Consider the following 13,677-nt stretch of genomic DNA (forward strand, 5'->3'; position numbering starts at 1 on the left):
AGCGCCAGGCGTCGACAGGGTGCCTTTCCCGCGCGTCAGCGGCGGCGGAGGGCGACCACGGCGACGTCGTCCTGGATCTCCGGCGGGGCCAGCTCGACCAGGAGCCGCTCGCAGAACCGGTCCAGGTCGTCGTCGATCCGCCCGGCGACCGCGGCCAGGGCGGCCAGCCCGTCGTCGATCGTGGTGTCCCGCCGCTCGATCAGGCCGTCGGTGTAGAACACCAGCGTCGCCCCGGCCGGCAGCACGAACTCCAGGTCGGGCGGTCGCTGGGCGCGCACCCCGAGCAGTGGTGCCGAGTGCTGCACGAACTCCACCTTGCCGTCCAGGCTGAGCACCGGCGGCAGGTGGCCGGCGCTGGCCAGCCGGACCCGGCCGGTGGGCGGGTGCAGCAGCAGCAGGCAGATCGTGGCCAGCTCCGTGGGGAGCAGGGTGCGCATCAGCTCGTTGACCCGCTCCAGGATCTCGCCCGGCTGGTGTCCCTCCACCGCGTACGCCCGCACCGCGTGCCGCAGCTCGGCCATCACGGTCGCGGCGTGCAACGAGTGGCCCGCCACGTCGCCGATCGCCAGCAGCAGGTGGCCGTCGAGCATCACCAGCTCGTAGAAGTCGCCGCCCACCTCGGTCTGCGCGCTCGCCGGCTCGTAGCGCACGGCCAGGTCGAGCCCGTTGATCTCGGGAATCCGGCGCGGCAGCAGGCTGCGCTGGAGGGTGACCGCGATGCGGTGCTCCTCGTCGAAGGAGCGCTGCGCCTCCACCGCCGACGCGACGGCCTGGGCGAGCTGCACCAGCACGGGGGTGCGGGCGGTCTGCGTCGCGGTGGGCACGACAACGTAAAGCGACGGGCGGTCCTCGCGGAGCCGGGTCGCGGCCACCGCGACCGTGTCCCCCGCCGGCCAGTCGACCAGGCCCCAGCCGGCCGGGTCGTCCACCCGGACCGTCGTCCCGATCGGCACGCCGCTGTCGTCCACGAGCCACGGGACGATCGTGGCCGTGCCGCCGGGACCGCCCGCGATCCCGGCGACGCAGTCGCCGTCGAACGTCTCGGCGATCACCGCGGCGGGGCTCTTGAAGATCTGGGCCGCCCCGGCCGCCGCCGCCTCCAGCAGTCGCGCGAAGTTGGGCGCGGAGTGCATCGCCACCGTGGTGTCGGCGAGCCCGAGCAGCCGTTCGGCGAGCAGCTCCGCCCGCTGCCGCGCCCGGTAGTAGCGCAGCACCGCGTGCGCGGTGGCGACCAGTTCCTCCGGCTCGATGGGCTCGGCCAGGTACGCGTCCGCGCCCCGGGTCAGCCCCTGCGCCCGGTCCACGACGTCCACCGCGTGCGCGGACACGTGGATCACCGGCATCGCCGGGTGCGCGGCCTTGATCCGTTCGCAGACCTCGAACCCGCTCAGGTCGGGCAGCCGCACGTCGAGCACCACGAGGTCGATCGGGTCCACGCCGACGCGGGTCAGGGCCTCGCCGCCGGTCTCCGCCTCCAGCACGGTGAAACCCGCGCGGGAGAGCCAGCTGACCAGCAGGTACCGCTTGGTGCGACTGTCGTCGACCACCAGCACGGTCGCCGGGCCGCCCTCCACCGTCACGCTCCGCCGGCGGGCAGGCTGACGACGAACGTGCTGCCCCGCCCGGGCTCGCTCGCCAGTTCCAGGGTGCCGCCGAGCAGGGTCACCAGCCGCCGCGCGTACGGCAGGCCGAGGCCCGTGCCGCCCACCCGGGTCGCGCCGGGCACCTGGTAGAACTCCTCGAAGATCCGGTCGTGCTGCTCGGGCGCGATGCCCGGGCCGGTGTCCGAGGCGGACAGCAGCCAACGGTCGCCCCGCCGCTCCGCCCGCAGCCGGACCTCCCCGCGCTCGGTGAACTTGAGCCCGTTGTGCAGGAGGTTACGCAGCACTTGGGCGAGCAGCACCTCGTCGGTGCGCAGCGTGGCCGGGACCGGCGGCTCCTCCACCACCAGTTCGACCTCCGGCCGGGTGGCCAGGGCCCGCAGCGTGCCGCGCAGCTGACCGAAGAGCGGCCGCAGGTCCACCTCGGCCCAGTCGGGCTCGATCCGGCCGGACTCGGCCTTGGCCAGGTCGAGCAGCTCGTTGACCAGCGTGAGCAGGTCGCTCGCCGAGGAGCGGATGAGCCCGACCTGGCGGGCCTGCTCGGCGGTGAGCGGGTCGGAGGCGGAGTCGTCCAGCAGCCGGCCGAGTCCCATGATCGCGGTGACGGGGGCGCGCAGCTCGTGGCTGACGTTCGCCAGGAACCGGCTCTTCGACTCGCTGGCCGCCCGCAACTGGGCTGACTTCTCGTCCAGCTCGGCGTAGAGCGCGACCACGCCGCGGTTGGTCTCCTCCAGCTCCTCGGTGAGCTGGTTGTAGAGCGCCATCACGCCGCGGTTGGTCTCGGCCAGTTCCTCGTTGAGCACGGCCAGCTCGTCGCGCTGGCTGCGTACCTCGTCGAGGGCGGCGATCAGTTGCGCGTTCTGGGCGGCCAACTCGTCGAGGGCGCTGCCCGGGGCGTTCCGGCCGAGTTCGGCGCGCAGCTCGGCGAGACGCTCCGGGGTCAGCACCTCGGCGGTGACCGGGACACGTCGGGACATCCTCACGACCGTATCCCCCTCCCCGGTCACGACGCCCAACATGTCCACCAACCGCGCCACCGCACCCGACTGCGGCTCGTACCGCCCGTCGGGCAGCGGGCTCACCGGGAGGAGGTCCACCCGCAGGTGCCGCCCACCACCAACGACGTCGTGGACCAGGGTGAATGTCACGTCCGCCCCGCCGACGGCGCGCAGCAGGTCCCGGGCCACCTCGCTGAGCGCCGTGGCGATGCGTACCTGGTCCTGGTGCTCCAGCCCGACCGCGGCGGCGACCTCCCGGCCCCGTTGCCGGACCACGAAGATGTCGTGTTCGACCCGCAGCACCATCTGGAGCAGCGGCGCCGCCCCGGCCGGCCCGGTCACGACCACGCCCGGGCGACCAGGACGCACGCGTCGTCGCGGCGGGTGCCGGCGTCCCGCAGCAGCGACGCGGCCACCACGACGGGCGACCGGTCGGCGAGACCGGGGAAGTCGGCGAGCTGCCAGCGGTCGACCACGCCGTCACTGTGCATCACCAGCAGTGCGCCGGCCTCGAAGGGGTAGTCGTACTCCCGGACCGGGGGACGCTGGTGCCCGGCGATGCCGGGCAGCGAGACCAGGCCCCGGCGCTTGCCGGCCGCGCCGATGACCGCGGCGGAGATGTTGCCCAGTCCGGCGTAGCGCAGCACCCCGGCCGACGGGTCCGGCTCCGCGACGGCCAGCGCCGCGCCCCGGGTGTGGGACATCGCCCGGTGCAGGTGCTGGACCACTGCGGCCGGCGGCCCCGCCGGCGCCCGGCGGAACGCGTCGAGCGCGGCGTCGGTGGCGGCGGCGGCGAGCGGCCCGTGCCCCAGGCCGTCGCAGACCAGCACCTGCCGCCGGCCCTCCACGATCCGCCAGGCGTACCCGTCGCCGCTGACCGACTCCCCGGTCAGCGGCCGGGTGAGCGCGCCGACCCAGGGCCGCTCCCGCCCACCGGCGCGGTCCGGCCAGACCTGGACGGCGAGGACCGTGCCCCGCCCCGGTTGGGAGTAGCCGTCGAACCAGCTGGCCTGCCGGACGATCGCGCCGAGACCGATGCCGAGCGTACCGGTGGTGGAGTGTCCGTCCTGCGAGGAGACGGTCAGGTCGGCCATCCCCGGCCCGGCGTCGATCGCGACCAGCTCCACGCCGGCCTCCCGCTCGTGCCGGACGGGCCGCAGCAACAGCGTGCCGTCCTCGGCGTGCTTGACCAGGTTGCTGGTCAGCTCGGCGGCGACGATCGCCAGGTCGGCGATGCGGGCCTCGCCCAGGGCGAGCTGGTCGCCGAGCCGCTCGGCGGCCCGGCGCACCGCGCTGGCGGCACTGCCGGTCTCCACCCGGAACCAGATGCCACGGTCGGGGACCACGTCCCCGGTCATCTGGACCACTTGGTGACCGTGACGCGGGTGCCCTCACCCACCGCGGTCTTGATGTCGAACTCGTCGACCAGCCGGCGCGCGCCGCTGAGCCCGAGGCCGAGCCCGCCCCCGGTCGTGTAGCCGTCGGTCAGTGCCAGGTCGAGGTCGGCGATGCCCGGACCGCAGTCGGCGAAGACGATGCGTACGCCCCGCCGCGTCCCGTTGTCCACCGTGCCCACCTCGACGGTGCCGCCGCCGCCGTACACCAGGGTGTTGCGGGCCAGCTCGCTCGCCGCGGTGACCACCTTGGTCTGGTCGACCAGCGAGAGCTTGACCGCCACCGCCACCGCCACCGTACGCACCAGCTGCCGGACGCGCACCACGTCCTCGTCGCTGCGGATCGCCTGCGCCTGCGGCTGGCCCAGGTCGACGCCCGCGGTCATGACGAGGCCGTCGTATCGGCGTCCGGTTCGTCGTCGAACGCGAACTCGTGCTCGTCCGCGCGCGCCACCGCGATCAGCTCCATGCCCCGTTCGACGTTGAGCGCCGTCCGGATGCCGTTGAGGGACAGGCCCAGCTCGACGAGGGTGATGGCGACGGCGGGCCGCATCCCGACCACCACCGTCTCGGCGTCGAGCACCTTGGAGATCGAGGCGATGGTCGACAGCATCCGCCCGACGAAGGAGTCCACGATGTCCAGGGCGGTGATGTCGATGATCACGCCGTGGCAGCCGGTCGCCACGATCCGCTCCGCGAGGTCCTCCTGGAGCTGGACCGCCGTCTGGTCGGACATGTCGACCTGGATGGAGACCAGCAGGATCTCACCGATCTTGAGGATCGGCACCCGCTCCATCACGCCTCCCGGCGCGGCAGCCGGCGGCCGGTCTCGACCCCGGTGAGCCGGAGCACGTGCCGCAGCGCGTCGGCGAGGCTCGCCTTGGTGGCGATGTCGCCGAACTCGATGCCCAGGGCCACGATGGTCTGCGCGATCTGTGGCCGGATGCCGGAGATGATGCAGTCCGCGCCCATCAGCCGGGCGGCCACCACGGTCTTCAGGATGTGCTGGGCGACCTGGGTGTCCACCGCCGGTACGCCGGTGATGTCGATGATCGCGTACGGCGAGCCGGTGTCGACCAGGGTCTGGAGCAGCCGTTCCATCACCACCTGGGCGCGGGCCGAGTCGAGGGTGCCGACCAGCGGCACGGCGACGACGCCCTCCCAGAGCTTCACCACCGGGGTGGAGAGTTCGAGCAGCTGTTCCGCCTGGTCGGCGATGAGGCTCTCGCGGGTGCGGACGAAGCTCTCGAAGGTGAACAGGCCCATCTGGTCGATCAGCCCGGAGAAGGCGACGTAGTCGCGGAGCGTCCCGGAGCCACCCTCGGCCTCCATCAGCTCCAGCAGCGCCTCCTTGAGCGCGAACACGCTGATCGCGGTCTCGGAGGCGGAGAAGCCCTGCCGGGCCCGGCCCCGCGACAGCTCGGCGAGCACGGCGCGCAGCTCGGTGGCCTGCTCGGCGTCGAGGTCGACGGCACCGTGCTCGGCGGCGGTCACCATGCTGCCGTGCAGCTCCTGCACCTGCCGGCGCAGTTCTCCCTGGCTGAGTCGCCCGCGCAGCGACCCGGCGGCGATCTCCGTCCAGCGCTGCGTGATCCGCTCGGCATGACCTGTCAGCAGGCTCGCCAGCCGGCCGCTCTCCTCGGCGCTCAGCGCCATGGCAAACCCCCTTCGACCTGGACCGGCGGACTCTATCATCGGAGGTCGGGTCGCTAGTTGCCGCACGGCAAGCGAATGACGGTGGCCACCGGATACCGGTTCCCGTTCTGCGTACCACCCCGATCGTGGGATACCGTTTCCCCGATAACGGGAGGTCTGGCGAATGTCCTTGACGGTGCACACGGAACAGCGCGGCGACGTGGTCGTCGTGTCGGTCGCGGGCGAGTTGGACATGGCGACCGCACCGCAGTTGCAGGACCAGATCACCGACCTGCTCGACAAGGGCCGCAGCCGGCTCGTCTTCGACCTGGCGAACGTCTCGTTCTGCGACTCCACCGGGTTGTCGGTGTTCGTCCGCGCCAAGAACAGCTGCGACGAGGCCGGGGGCGTGGTGCGGCTGGCCGCCCCGCAGCGGGGGGTGCTCCGCATCCTCGAGGTGAGCGGCCTCGTCGAGGTGCTGCACACCTACCCGACGGTCGACCAGGCCGTGGCGGGCGACCCCACGCCGGCCTCCTCCTGACCGTTCCTCACGCCTCGTCCTCGATGTGCCGGGGACGGGCGATCACCAGGCCCGCGGCGGTCTGCACGGCCAGCGCCACCAGCAGGAACCCGATCGGGGCGGTCCATCCGCCGGTCGCCTCGTAGAGGATGCCCACCAGCAGCGGCCCCAGCGCGGCGATGACATAGCCGGTGCTCTGCGCGAAGGCCGACAGCGCGACGGTTCCCTCGGCGGTCCGGGCCCGCAGGCCGATCACCGTCAGGATCAACGGGAACGCGCCCTGCCCGATCGCCAGCAGGGCCACCCAGAGCAGCGCCGCGCCGTGCGGGGCCAGGGCGAGCCCCAGGTAGGCCAGGGTCGACGCGGCGGTCAGCGAGAGCACCAGCGGGCGCAGCGTCCGCAGCCGGCCGGCCAGCGTCGGCATCAGCAGGGCGATGGGCACGCCGAGCGCGGTCACCCCGGCGAGCAGCAGCCCGGCCGTCTCCGGGTGGTAGCCGGCGTCCCGGAACAACTGGGCCAGCCAGCCCATGATCGCGTACCCGCTGAGCGACTGCGCTCCGAAGTAGACCGCCATCGCCCAGCCGAGCCGGGTGCGGCCGGGCCGGATCCGGGTGCGGGGCGCGACGGCCTCCGTCGGGGTGGCCCGCCGCGCGGCGGCCCGCGCCCGCAACGCCAGCGGCACCCACGGGAGCACGGCCACCGCGGCCAGCCCGGCCCAGACCCCGAGCCCGACCCGCCAGGAGCCGAAGGCGTGCGCCACCGGCACCGCCGACGCGGCGGCCACCGTCGTGCCCGCGGTGAGCGCCATCGTGTACGCCCCGGTGACGAGCCCGGTGCGGTGCGGGAAGTGCTGCTTGACCAGCATCGGCAGCAGGATGTTCGCCACCGCGATGCCGGCCAGTGCCAGCGCGCTGGTGAGCACGAAGACCAGGGCGGAGTCGGTGACCACCCGCAGCACCTGACCGGCGGCGAGCGCGAGCATCGCGACCACCAGCACCCGGGCCGGGGCGAACCGGCGGACCAGCCACGGGGTGAGCGCGCCGAGCCCCGCGAAGGCGATGGTGGGCAGGGTGGTGACGAGGCCGGCCATCGTCCCGGAGAGCCCCAGGCCGTCCCGCACCTCGTCGAGCAGCGCCCCGAGGCTGGTCACGGCGGCCCGCAGGTTCACCGCGACCAGCAGCATCCCGACCAGCACCAGCACGCCCCCGGTGGCCGGGTGCACGGGCCGGCCCGGCTTCGCCCGCTCCACGGCGGGGACGACCGGCACGCCGTCCGGGGCCGGGATCGGGTCGGCGGTGGCAGCGGAGACGCCGGCGGTGGCGGTGGGTGGTGGCGGGGTCATACCGTTGAACCTACAATCATGGGATGAATTCCGGGCAGGAGTTGTAACCAGTGCCACCGTCGGTTGATTCCGCCACCGCGCCGCCCCGTGGGCACCGCGTTCGGCAGACCATCGCGCAGCTCAGGGAGCGGATCCTCGGCGGCGAGTGGCCGGTGGGCGGTCGGATCCCCACCGAGCCGCAGTTGGTCGCGGCGCTCGGCGTGGGGCGGAACACGGTCCGCGAGGCCGTGCGGGCGCTGGTGCACGCCGGGGTGCTGGAGTGCCGGCAGGGCTCCGGGACGTACGTGGTGTCGACCGACGAGCTGGCCCCGGTGGTGGCCCGCCGGCTCACCGTCGACCGGGCGGCCGAGGTCGTCGAGGTGCGGCGCGCCTTCGAGGTGGAGGCGGCCCGGCTCGCCGCGCTGCGGCGTACGCCCGAGGATCTGGCCGCGCTCGACGACGCGCTCGCCGTGCGCGAGGCGGCCTGGCTCGGCGGCCGGGTCGACGAGTTCGTGGAGGCCGACGCCGCGCTGCACACCGCCGTGGTGGCGGCCGCGCACAACGGCATGCTCGCCGAGCTGTACGCCTCGGTCGGCGCCGCGCTGCGCAGCACGATCACCCAGTCGATGGGCGGCGCGCTGGAGCCGGAGCGCTACGTCGACCACTCCCGGCTGGTCGAGGCGATCCGCGCCGGCGACCCGGGCCGGGCGGCGATCGAGGCCGGCGCTTTTCTGGAGCCGCCACCCGGGGCATAGGTTGTGCCGGACGGAAGACCGGACACCTCGGGAGTACGGATGCTCAAGGGCTTCAAAGACTTCATCATGCGCGGAAACGTCGTCGACCTCGCGGTCGGCGTCGTCATCGGCGCCGCGTTCACGGCGGTGGTCACGCAGCTCACCAACTCGTTCCTCAAGCCGCTGATCGCGTTGATCACGCTCGTGGTCACGGGTCGTGAGGGCGGCCTTCAGGGCGCGACGTGGAATGTCCGGGGTGTCGAGTTCGACTGGATCAGCTTCATCAACGCGATCATCACCTTCGCGCTCACCGCGGCGGCCCTCTACTTCCTCGTGGTGTTCCCGATGAACAAGCTGGCCGAGCGGCGCAAGCGGGGCGAGGAGCCGCCGCCGAAGGCGCCGAGCGAGGAGGTCCGGCTGCTCACCGAGATCCGGGACGCCCTGGTCGCCGCCGGCCACACCACCCCAGGTCAGCAGCGCGGCGCGCTCGACGACGTGCTCGGTCGCCGGCAGGAACCGCCCACTGCGCGCTGAATCCGGCACAGGCACATCGGCCCCTGCGGGAATCCCGCGGGGGCCGCACTTTTTCGTACGCATGTTCGATAGAGTCCCCGCCATGGAGCAGCGGAAGCACTGGTGGAACGGGAAATGGGGCCGGCTGGCACGGCGGGACGTCTTCCTCCGGGTGGACGCCGACCGGTGGCACGTCGAGCAGCGCGCCGGCGGCTCCGAGGGCGTCTCCCAGTTCTACGAGTACGACAGCGTCGAGGAGGCCGAGGAGACGGTCCGGGCGCTGCTCCAGGGCACCGACAGCTGGCGCGAGCTCTCCCCCCGGCCGCCGAGCGCGTGGTCGCCGGAGCTGTGAGAAAGGCCGGCGGGCGGGTACGGGCGGTTTAGCCGGAGCGGGGGCCGGGAACCGCGCCAGAATGAATCAGGGCACCGAGCAGCAGGCGATGGTTTCCCGGGTCACCACGGGCATGCGGGTGGTCGACGTCGACGGCACCGAGGTCGGCACGGTCGACCTCGTGCAGCGGGGCGACCCGAACGCGGTGACCGTGCAGGCGCCGACCGCCGATCCGGGCAGCAGCCTGGACGAGCTGATCGAGTCGACGGCGGTCGAGGAGCCGGACGTGCCGGCCGACCTGGCGGCCCGGCTGCTGCACAGCGGCTACCTGAAGGTCTCCACCGACCTGGCGCGCACCGGCGCGGTCTACGTGCTCGCCGAGCAGATCGCCACCGTCGCCGACGGCCGGGTACGCCTCGACGTCCCCGCCGGCGCCCTGCCCCCGGAGGAGTGACGCCGGCGTACCGGCCGGCCCCGGGCCGGTACGCCCACACGCCGTCGAGCCGATGTCGTGGACGATCCAGCCCGACCGGGCGCGGAGGGTCGGTCGCCGCCGGCCCGGGCGCAAAAGGGTCGGTCGCCGCCGACCCCGGGCGCGGAGGGTCAGTCGCCGCCGACCCGGGCGCCGCGCGGCGACGCGGCGCCGGCGGGGGAGTCCGGCCCGACCGGAGCCGGCCGGAGCGACGCGGCCACCGGCTCGGGCGTGGTGGCCGGCTCGGGCGGGGCGGGCCGCGACGCGGCCGGCTCGTCGGAGCGGCGGCGGAAGAGCAGGAGCATCAGCCCGCCGGCGGCCAGGCCCCAGAAGGCGCCACCCACGCCGAGCAGGGTCACCCCGGAGGCGGTGACCACGAACGTGACCACCGCGGCCTCCCGGGCGGCCGGCTCGGCCAGCGCCGAGGTGAGCGCGGTGGCCAGCGCGCCGAGCAGCGCCAGCCCGGCGACCGCCTCGATCAGCACCGGCGGGGCGAGCGCGATCAACGCGGTGGCCGCCCCGGCGCCCAGGCCGAGCAGGGCCAGCCCCGTGCCGGCGGTGACCGAGGCGATCCAGCGCCGGTCCGGGTCGGGGTGGGCGTCCGGGCCGGCGGCCAGCGCGGCGGTGATGGCCGCGAGGTTGACCGCGTGCCCGCCGGCCGGCGCGGCGGCCAGGCTGGTCAGCCCGGTCGCCCGCAGCGCGGCCCCGAACGGCGGCCGGTAGCCGTAGCCGACCAGCACCGCCATCCCGGGCACGTTCTGCGCGGCCATGGTGACCAGGAAGAGCGGCAGCGCCAGGCCGACCAGGGCGGGGACGCTCCAGGCCGGCGCGGTCAGCTCGACGGCGGGCAGCAGCCGCGCGCCGCCGAGGCCGGCGACCGGGGCGGTCAGCGCGATCGCCGCCACCGCCACGACCAGCGCGCCCGGCACCGCCCAGCGGCGCGCGAACCGGTGCAGCAGCAGCCAGGCCAGCACCACGGGCGCGGCCAGCCGGGGCACCTCGACCAGCGCGCGGACCGGGGCGGTGCACAGCGGCAGCAGGACGCCGGCCAGCATGGCGCCCGCGATCGGCCGGGGGATCGCCGCGACGGCCCGACCGAGCGCCGGGAACAGCCCGGCGGCCACGATCAGCACGCCCGAGACGAGGAACGCCCCGACGGCGACGGGCCACCCGCCGGGCACCGGGCCGGTGGCGACCAGCAGCGCGGCGCCCGGGGTGGACCAGGCGACGCTCATCGGGATCCGGTGCCGCAGGCCCAGCCAGACGGCGGAGATCCCGGACGCGACGCAGACCGCGAGCAGCCCGGAGGCGGCCTGCGCGTCGGTGGCGCCGACGGCCCGCAGGCCGGCCAGCACCACGGTGAACGAGCTGGCGAACCCCACCAGCGCGGTCACCACGCCCGCCAGCAACGGTTGTGTCCGTCCCGCCATCCCCCACCCCGATCGTTCCGTTTACGGAACAAGAACCTGTAGCACGATAGCGGGGTGCCGCACCCGTCACCAGCCCGCCCACCGCACCCCGATCCCGGAGCCGACGCCGTCGGCCGCCGGGTACGCGCGCTGCGCGAGGAACGGGGGATGTCCCTGTCGACCCTCGCCCGGCTGGCCGGGGTGGGAAAGGCGACGCTCTCCGGGCTGGAGAACGGCACCCGCAACCCGACCCTGGAGACGCTCTACGCGATCACGGCGCAGCTCGGCGTGCCGCTGACGGCCGTGCTCTCGGGCCCGGCCGCCGGACCGACCGTCCGCGGCGCGGCGGTCACCGCCATCCTGCTGGAGGTCTTCGAGGACACCGACGCCACCTACGAGCTGTACCGGATGCTGGTCGCGCCCGGCCCGGAGCAGCTCTCCCCCGCGCACCAGCCGGGCGTCACCGAGCACATCACCGTCTTCGCGGGCGTGCTGCGCGCCGGCCCGGTGGACGCGCCGCTGACGGCCGCCGCCGGAGAGCACCTGCGCTGGACGTCGGACGTGCCGCACGTGTACGCCGCCGTCGGCGACGAGGAGGTCGCCGCCAGCCTCCTGCTCCGCTATCCCCGCCGCTGACCCCGCACCACCGACGACGCCGGGGCGGCCTGCCGACGGTGGGGTCGGGCGCGGCGGCGCACCGGTCCGGCCACGCGCGGTGGAGGCGGCCGGCCCGGCGGTCCGGTCGCGCGGGGCGGCTCAGCCGTCGACCGGCGTCGGCGCCGGCAACCGCCGCCGCACCGCCCAGATCGCCGCCTCCGTACGCGACGCCGACCCGGTCTTGCGCAGCAGGTTGGACACGTGCACGGTGACCGTCCGCACCGAGATGCCGAGCGCCCGCGCGGCCTGCTTGTTGGACATCCCGGCGACCAGGCAGCCCAGCACCTCGATCTCCCGCCCGGTCAGCTCGGCGTCGACCGGGTCGGCCGGCCGGGGCGCCACCGCCGCCGACCGCGCTGGTGCCGACCGCGCTGGTGCCGACCGGGCCGCCGCCGTGGGCCGAGCCGCCGCCGTGGGCCGGGCCGCCGCCGTCGACGGGGCCGGTGGTGCCGACGGCGGCGGGCGGAGCAACGCCTCGGGCCCCTGGCCGGCGTGCGCGGCGAGCAGTTCGGTCAGCGCGTACGGGTTGCCGCCGGTGCGCCGCCAGACCGCGCGCGCCAGGCGACCGGACGGGCGCGGGTCGGCGTACACCTGGGTCAGCACCTCGGCGACCTCGGCCGGGAGCAGCGGTCCGAGGTGTTGACGGACGGCGCCCCGGACGCCGCAGAGCCGGGCCAGCGCGCGGACCGCGAGGTCCGGCGCGACCGCGTCGGCGGCGGGCCGGGTGGCCACCACCAGCAGCGCCGGCAGGTCGACGGCGGCGGCCAGCTCGCCGACCAGGTTCAGGCTGGCCGGGTCGAGGGCGTGCAGGTCCTCCACCACCAGCACGGCCGGGCCTGCGCCGACCAGCAGCCGGACGACCCGCACCGCGAGCCGGAGCAGGGTGCCCGGCGCGTAGCGCTCGCGCGGCGCGGTGGGCTGCTGGGCCAGCCAGGCCAGCGCGTCCGGCGGCAGGTCGAGCCCGCTCGTGTCCCGACCGGTGAGAACGGCGGCCAGCCAGTCGTACGGGGCGGGGCTGTGCACCCGGGCCGCGCCGGAGAGCACCACCGCCGGGCGCGGGGCGAAGGCGTCCAGGGCGGCCGCGACCAGCAGCGACTTGCCCACCCCGGCCTCACCGGTGATCACCGCGACGGCCGGCGCGGAGCGCCGGGAATCGACCACGGTGGACCATGCCCGGTCGAGCTCGGCCAGCTCACCGGCGCGCCCGACCATGGACACCGGCATCATTCCCACACCCTACGCAGTAGTGCGTAGAGACGGCGGCAGGGTGTTCTTGGCAAGCTTGACCCATGACGCTGATCCTCCGCTCGGCCATCCTCAACGACATCGGCCTGGTCCGCACCAACAACGAGGACTCCGCCCTCGCCGGTGACCGCCTCGTCGCGGTCGCGGACGGCATGGGCGGCCTGCCCGCGGGCGAGGTGGCGAGCGAGATCGTCATCCGCATCCTCGACGAGCTGAGCCCGCCGACCACCCCCGACGAGGCCGCCGACGCGCTGCGGGCCGTGGTGAGCACCGCCAACCGGCGCATCCATGCCGCCATCACCGTCGACCCGGCCCGTGACGGCATGGGTACGACGCTCACCGCCGCCCTGCTCGCCGGGGACGTGCTGGTGCTGGCCCAGGTCGGCGACTCCCGCTGCTACCTGCTGCGCGACGCCCAGCTCACCCAGCTCACCCGGGACGACACCTTCGTCCAGGCGCTGGTGGACCAGGGGGCGCTCTCGCCGGAGCAGGCGCGCCACCACCCGCAGCGGTCGCTGGTGACCCGGGCGGTGCAGGGTGCGGACACGCCGCCCGCGATCGGGATACTGACCGTGGCCGCCGGCGACCGGCTGCTGCTGTGCAGCGACGGCCTGTCCGACTACGTCGAGGACGCCACGATCGCCGCGGCGCTGAGCACGTACGCCGACCGCCAGCAGTGCGGCGAGCAGCTCGTCAAGCTCGCCCACCAGGCCGGCGCGCCGGACAACGTCACCGTCGTGGTCTCCGACGTCACCGCCGTCTGACGCGCCCCGGTTCCCCGTGCGCGGGGATCCGTGCCGCCGGCCAGATAGTTGCGCCACCTGGGTCGTGTCGCCATGTTGCCGGG

Annotated in this window: 16 protein-coding genes; 7 read left to right on the forward strand and 9 right to left on the reverse strand. The window is 74.7% G+C overall.

The window, feature by feature from the left end; genetic code table 11:
* Positions 1-35: 35 nt before the first annotated feature.
* The 6 genes from ABT006_RS01940 to ABT006_RS01965 are packed head-to-tail and all read right to left on the reverse strand — an operon-like array spanning position 36 to position 5,649.
* Positions 36-1,574 carry a SpoIIE family protein phosphatase gene (locus ABT006_RS01940; RefSeq protein ID WP_350701984.1) on the reverse strand — a complete coding sequence of 513 codons (1,539 nt, stop codon included), beginning with the start codon at positions 1,572-1,574 and terminating at the stop codon, positions 36-38.
* Between the two features lie 2 nt (positions 1,575-1,576).
* Positions 1,577-2,905, reverse strand: coding sequence for a sensor histidine kinase (locus tag ABT006_RS01945; protein ID WP_350702685.1), 1,329 nt, complete (start codon positions 2,903-2,905; stop codon positions 1,577-1,579).
* Positions 2,906-2,937: 32 nt separating this feature from the next.
* Positions 2,938-3,957, reverse strand: coding sequence for a SpoIIE family protein phosphatase (locus ABT006_RS01950; RefSeq protein ID WP_350702687.1), 1,020 nt, complete (start codon positions 3,955-3,957; stop codon positions 2,938-2,940).
* Complete coding sequence (locus ABT006_RS01955) at positions 3,954-4,379, reverse strand: ATP-binding protein (protein ID WP_350701986.1); 426 nt, start codon at positions 4,377-4,379, stop codon at positions 3,954-3,956. The genes ABT006_RS01950 and ABT006_RS01955 overlap by 4 nt, the downstream gene beginning before the upstream one ends.
* Positions 4,376-4,789 (reverse strand): STAS domain-containing protein, encoded by a 414-nt coding sequence (locus ABT006_RS01960; protein ID WP_350701987.1) that lies wholly within the window; start codon positions 4,787-4,789, stop codon positions 4,376-4,378. Before ABT006_RS01960 ends, ABT006_RS01955 begins: the two co-directional genes overlap by 4 nt.
* A complete protein-coding gene (locus ABT006_RS01965; protein ID WP_350701989.1) occupies positions 4,789-5,649 on the reverse strand; it encodes an STAS domain-containing protein in 861 nt (286 codons plus the stop codon). The genes ABT006_RS01960 and ABT006_RS01965 overlap by 1 nt, the downstream gene beginning before the upstream one ends.
* Before the next feature lie 163 nt (positions 5,650-5,812).
* On the opposite strand from ABT006_RS01965, the gene ABT006_RS01970 reads away from it, so the two are divergent.
* Complete coding sequence (locus tag ABT006_RS01970) at positions 5,813-6,169, forward strand: STAS domain-containing protein (RefSeq protein WP_092381119.1); 357 nt, start codon at positions 5,813-5,815, stop codon at positions 6,167-6,169.
* Between the two features lie 7 nt (positions 6,170-6,176).
* On the opposite strand, the gene ABT006_RS01975 is transcribed toward ABT006_RS01970, so the two are convergent.
* The gene (locus ABT006_RS01975; protein ID WP_502890823.1) at positions 6,177-7,490 is read right to left on the reverse strand and encodes an MFS transporter; all 1,314 of its coding nucleotides are present in this window, start codon (positions 7,488-7,490) and stop codon (positions 6,177-6,179) included.
* Between the two features lie 50 nt (positions 7,491-7,540).
* Here ABT006_RS01975 and ABT006_RS01980 point away from each other — a divergent pair, with 50 nt between their 5' ends.
* From ABT006_RS01980 to ABT006_RS01995, 4 genes are all read left to right on the forward strand, one after another.
* Entirely contained in the window at positions 7,541-8,224 is a 684-nt protein-coding gene (locus ABT006_RS01980; RefSeq protein ID WP_350701991.1) for a FadR/GntR family transcriptional regulator, read from the forward strand.
* Positions 8,225-8,263: 39 nt separating this feature from the next.
* Positions 8,264-8,737 carry a large conductance mechanosensitive channel protein MscL gene (gene mscL / locus ABT006_RS01985; protein WP_350701993.1) on the forward strand — a complete coding sequence of 158 codons (474 nt, stop codon included), beginning with the start codon at positions 8,264-8,266 and terminating at the stop codon, positions 8,735-8,737.
* A gap of 82 nt (positions 8,738-8,819) precedes the next feature.
* Positions 8,820-9,068 carry a hypothetical protein gene (locus tag ABT006_RS01990; RefSeq protein ID WP_350701995.1) on the forward strand — a complete coding sequence of 83 codons (249 nt, stop codon included), beginning with the start codon at positions 8,820-8,822 and terminating at the stop codon, positions 9,066-9,068.
* Between the two features lie 61 nt (positions 9,069-9,129).
* Positions 9,130-9,501: a hypothetical protein gene (locus ABT006_RS01995; protein WP_350701996.1), complete on the forward strand. Its 372-nt coding sequence runs from the start codon at positions 9,130-9,132 to the stop codon at positions 9,499-9,501.
* A 149-nt stretch (positions 9,502-9,650) separates the two neighbouring features.
* On the opposite strand, the gene ABT006_RS02000 is transcribed toward ABT006_RS01995, so the two are convergent.
* Positions 9,651-10,949: a benzoate/H(+) symporter BenE family transporter gene (locus ABT006_RS02000; protein ID WP_350701998.1), complete on the reverse strand. Its 1,299-nt coding sequence runs from the start codon at positions 10,947-10,949 to the stop codon at positions 9,651-9,653.
* Between the two features lie 147 nt (positions 10,950-11,096).
* Here ABT006_RS02000 and ABT006_RS02005 point away from each other — a divergent pair, with 147 nt between their 5' ends.
* Positions 11,097-11,564: a helix-turn-helix domain-containing protein gene (locus tag ABT006_RS02005; protein WP_350701999.1), complete on the forward strand. Its 468-nt coding sequence runs from the start codon at positions 11,097-11,099 to the stop codon at positions 11,562-11,564.
* Between the two features lie 120 nt (positions 11,565-11,684).
* Here the strand turns inward: ABT006_RS02005 and ABT006_RS02010 are convergent, their stop codons facing one another.
* Positions 11,685-12,812 (reverse strand): helix-turn-helix domain-containing protein, encoded by a 1,128-nt coding sequence (locus ABT006_RS02010; protein WP_350702001.1) that lies wholly within the window; start codon positions 12,810-12,812, stop codon positions 11,685-11,687.
* A gap of 62 nt (positions 12,813-12,874) precedes the next feature.
* Between ABT006_RS02010 and ABT006_RS02015 the strand changes: the two genes are divergently transcribed.
* Positions 12,875-13,594, forward strand: coding sequence for a PP2C family protein-serine/threonine phosphatase (locus ABT006_RS02015; protein WP_350702003.1), 720 nt, complete (start codon positions 12,875-12,877; stop codon positions 13,592-13,594).
* Positions 13,595-13,677 lie beyond the last annotated feature (83 nt).

The sequence above is a fragment of the Micromonospora sp. NPDC002717 genome (assembly GCF_040295705.1).
Lineage (GTDB): Bacteria > Actinomycetota > Actinomycetes > Mycobacteriales > Micromonosporaceae > Micromonospora.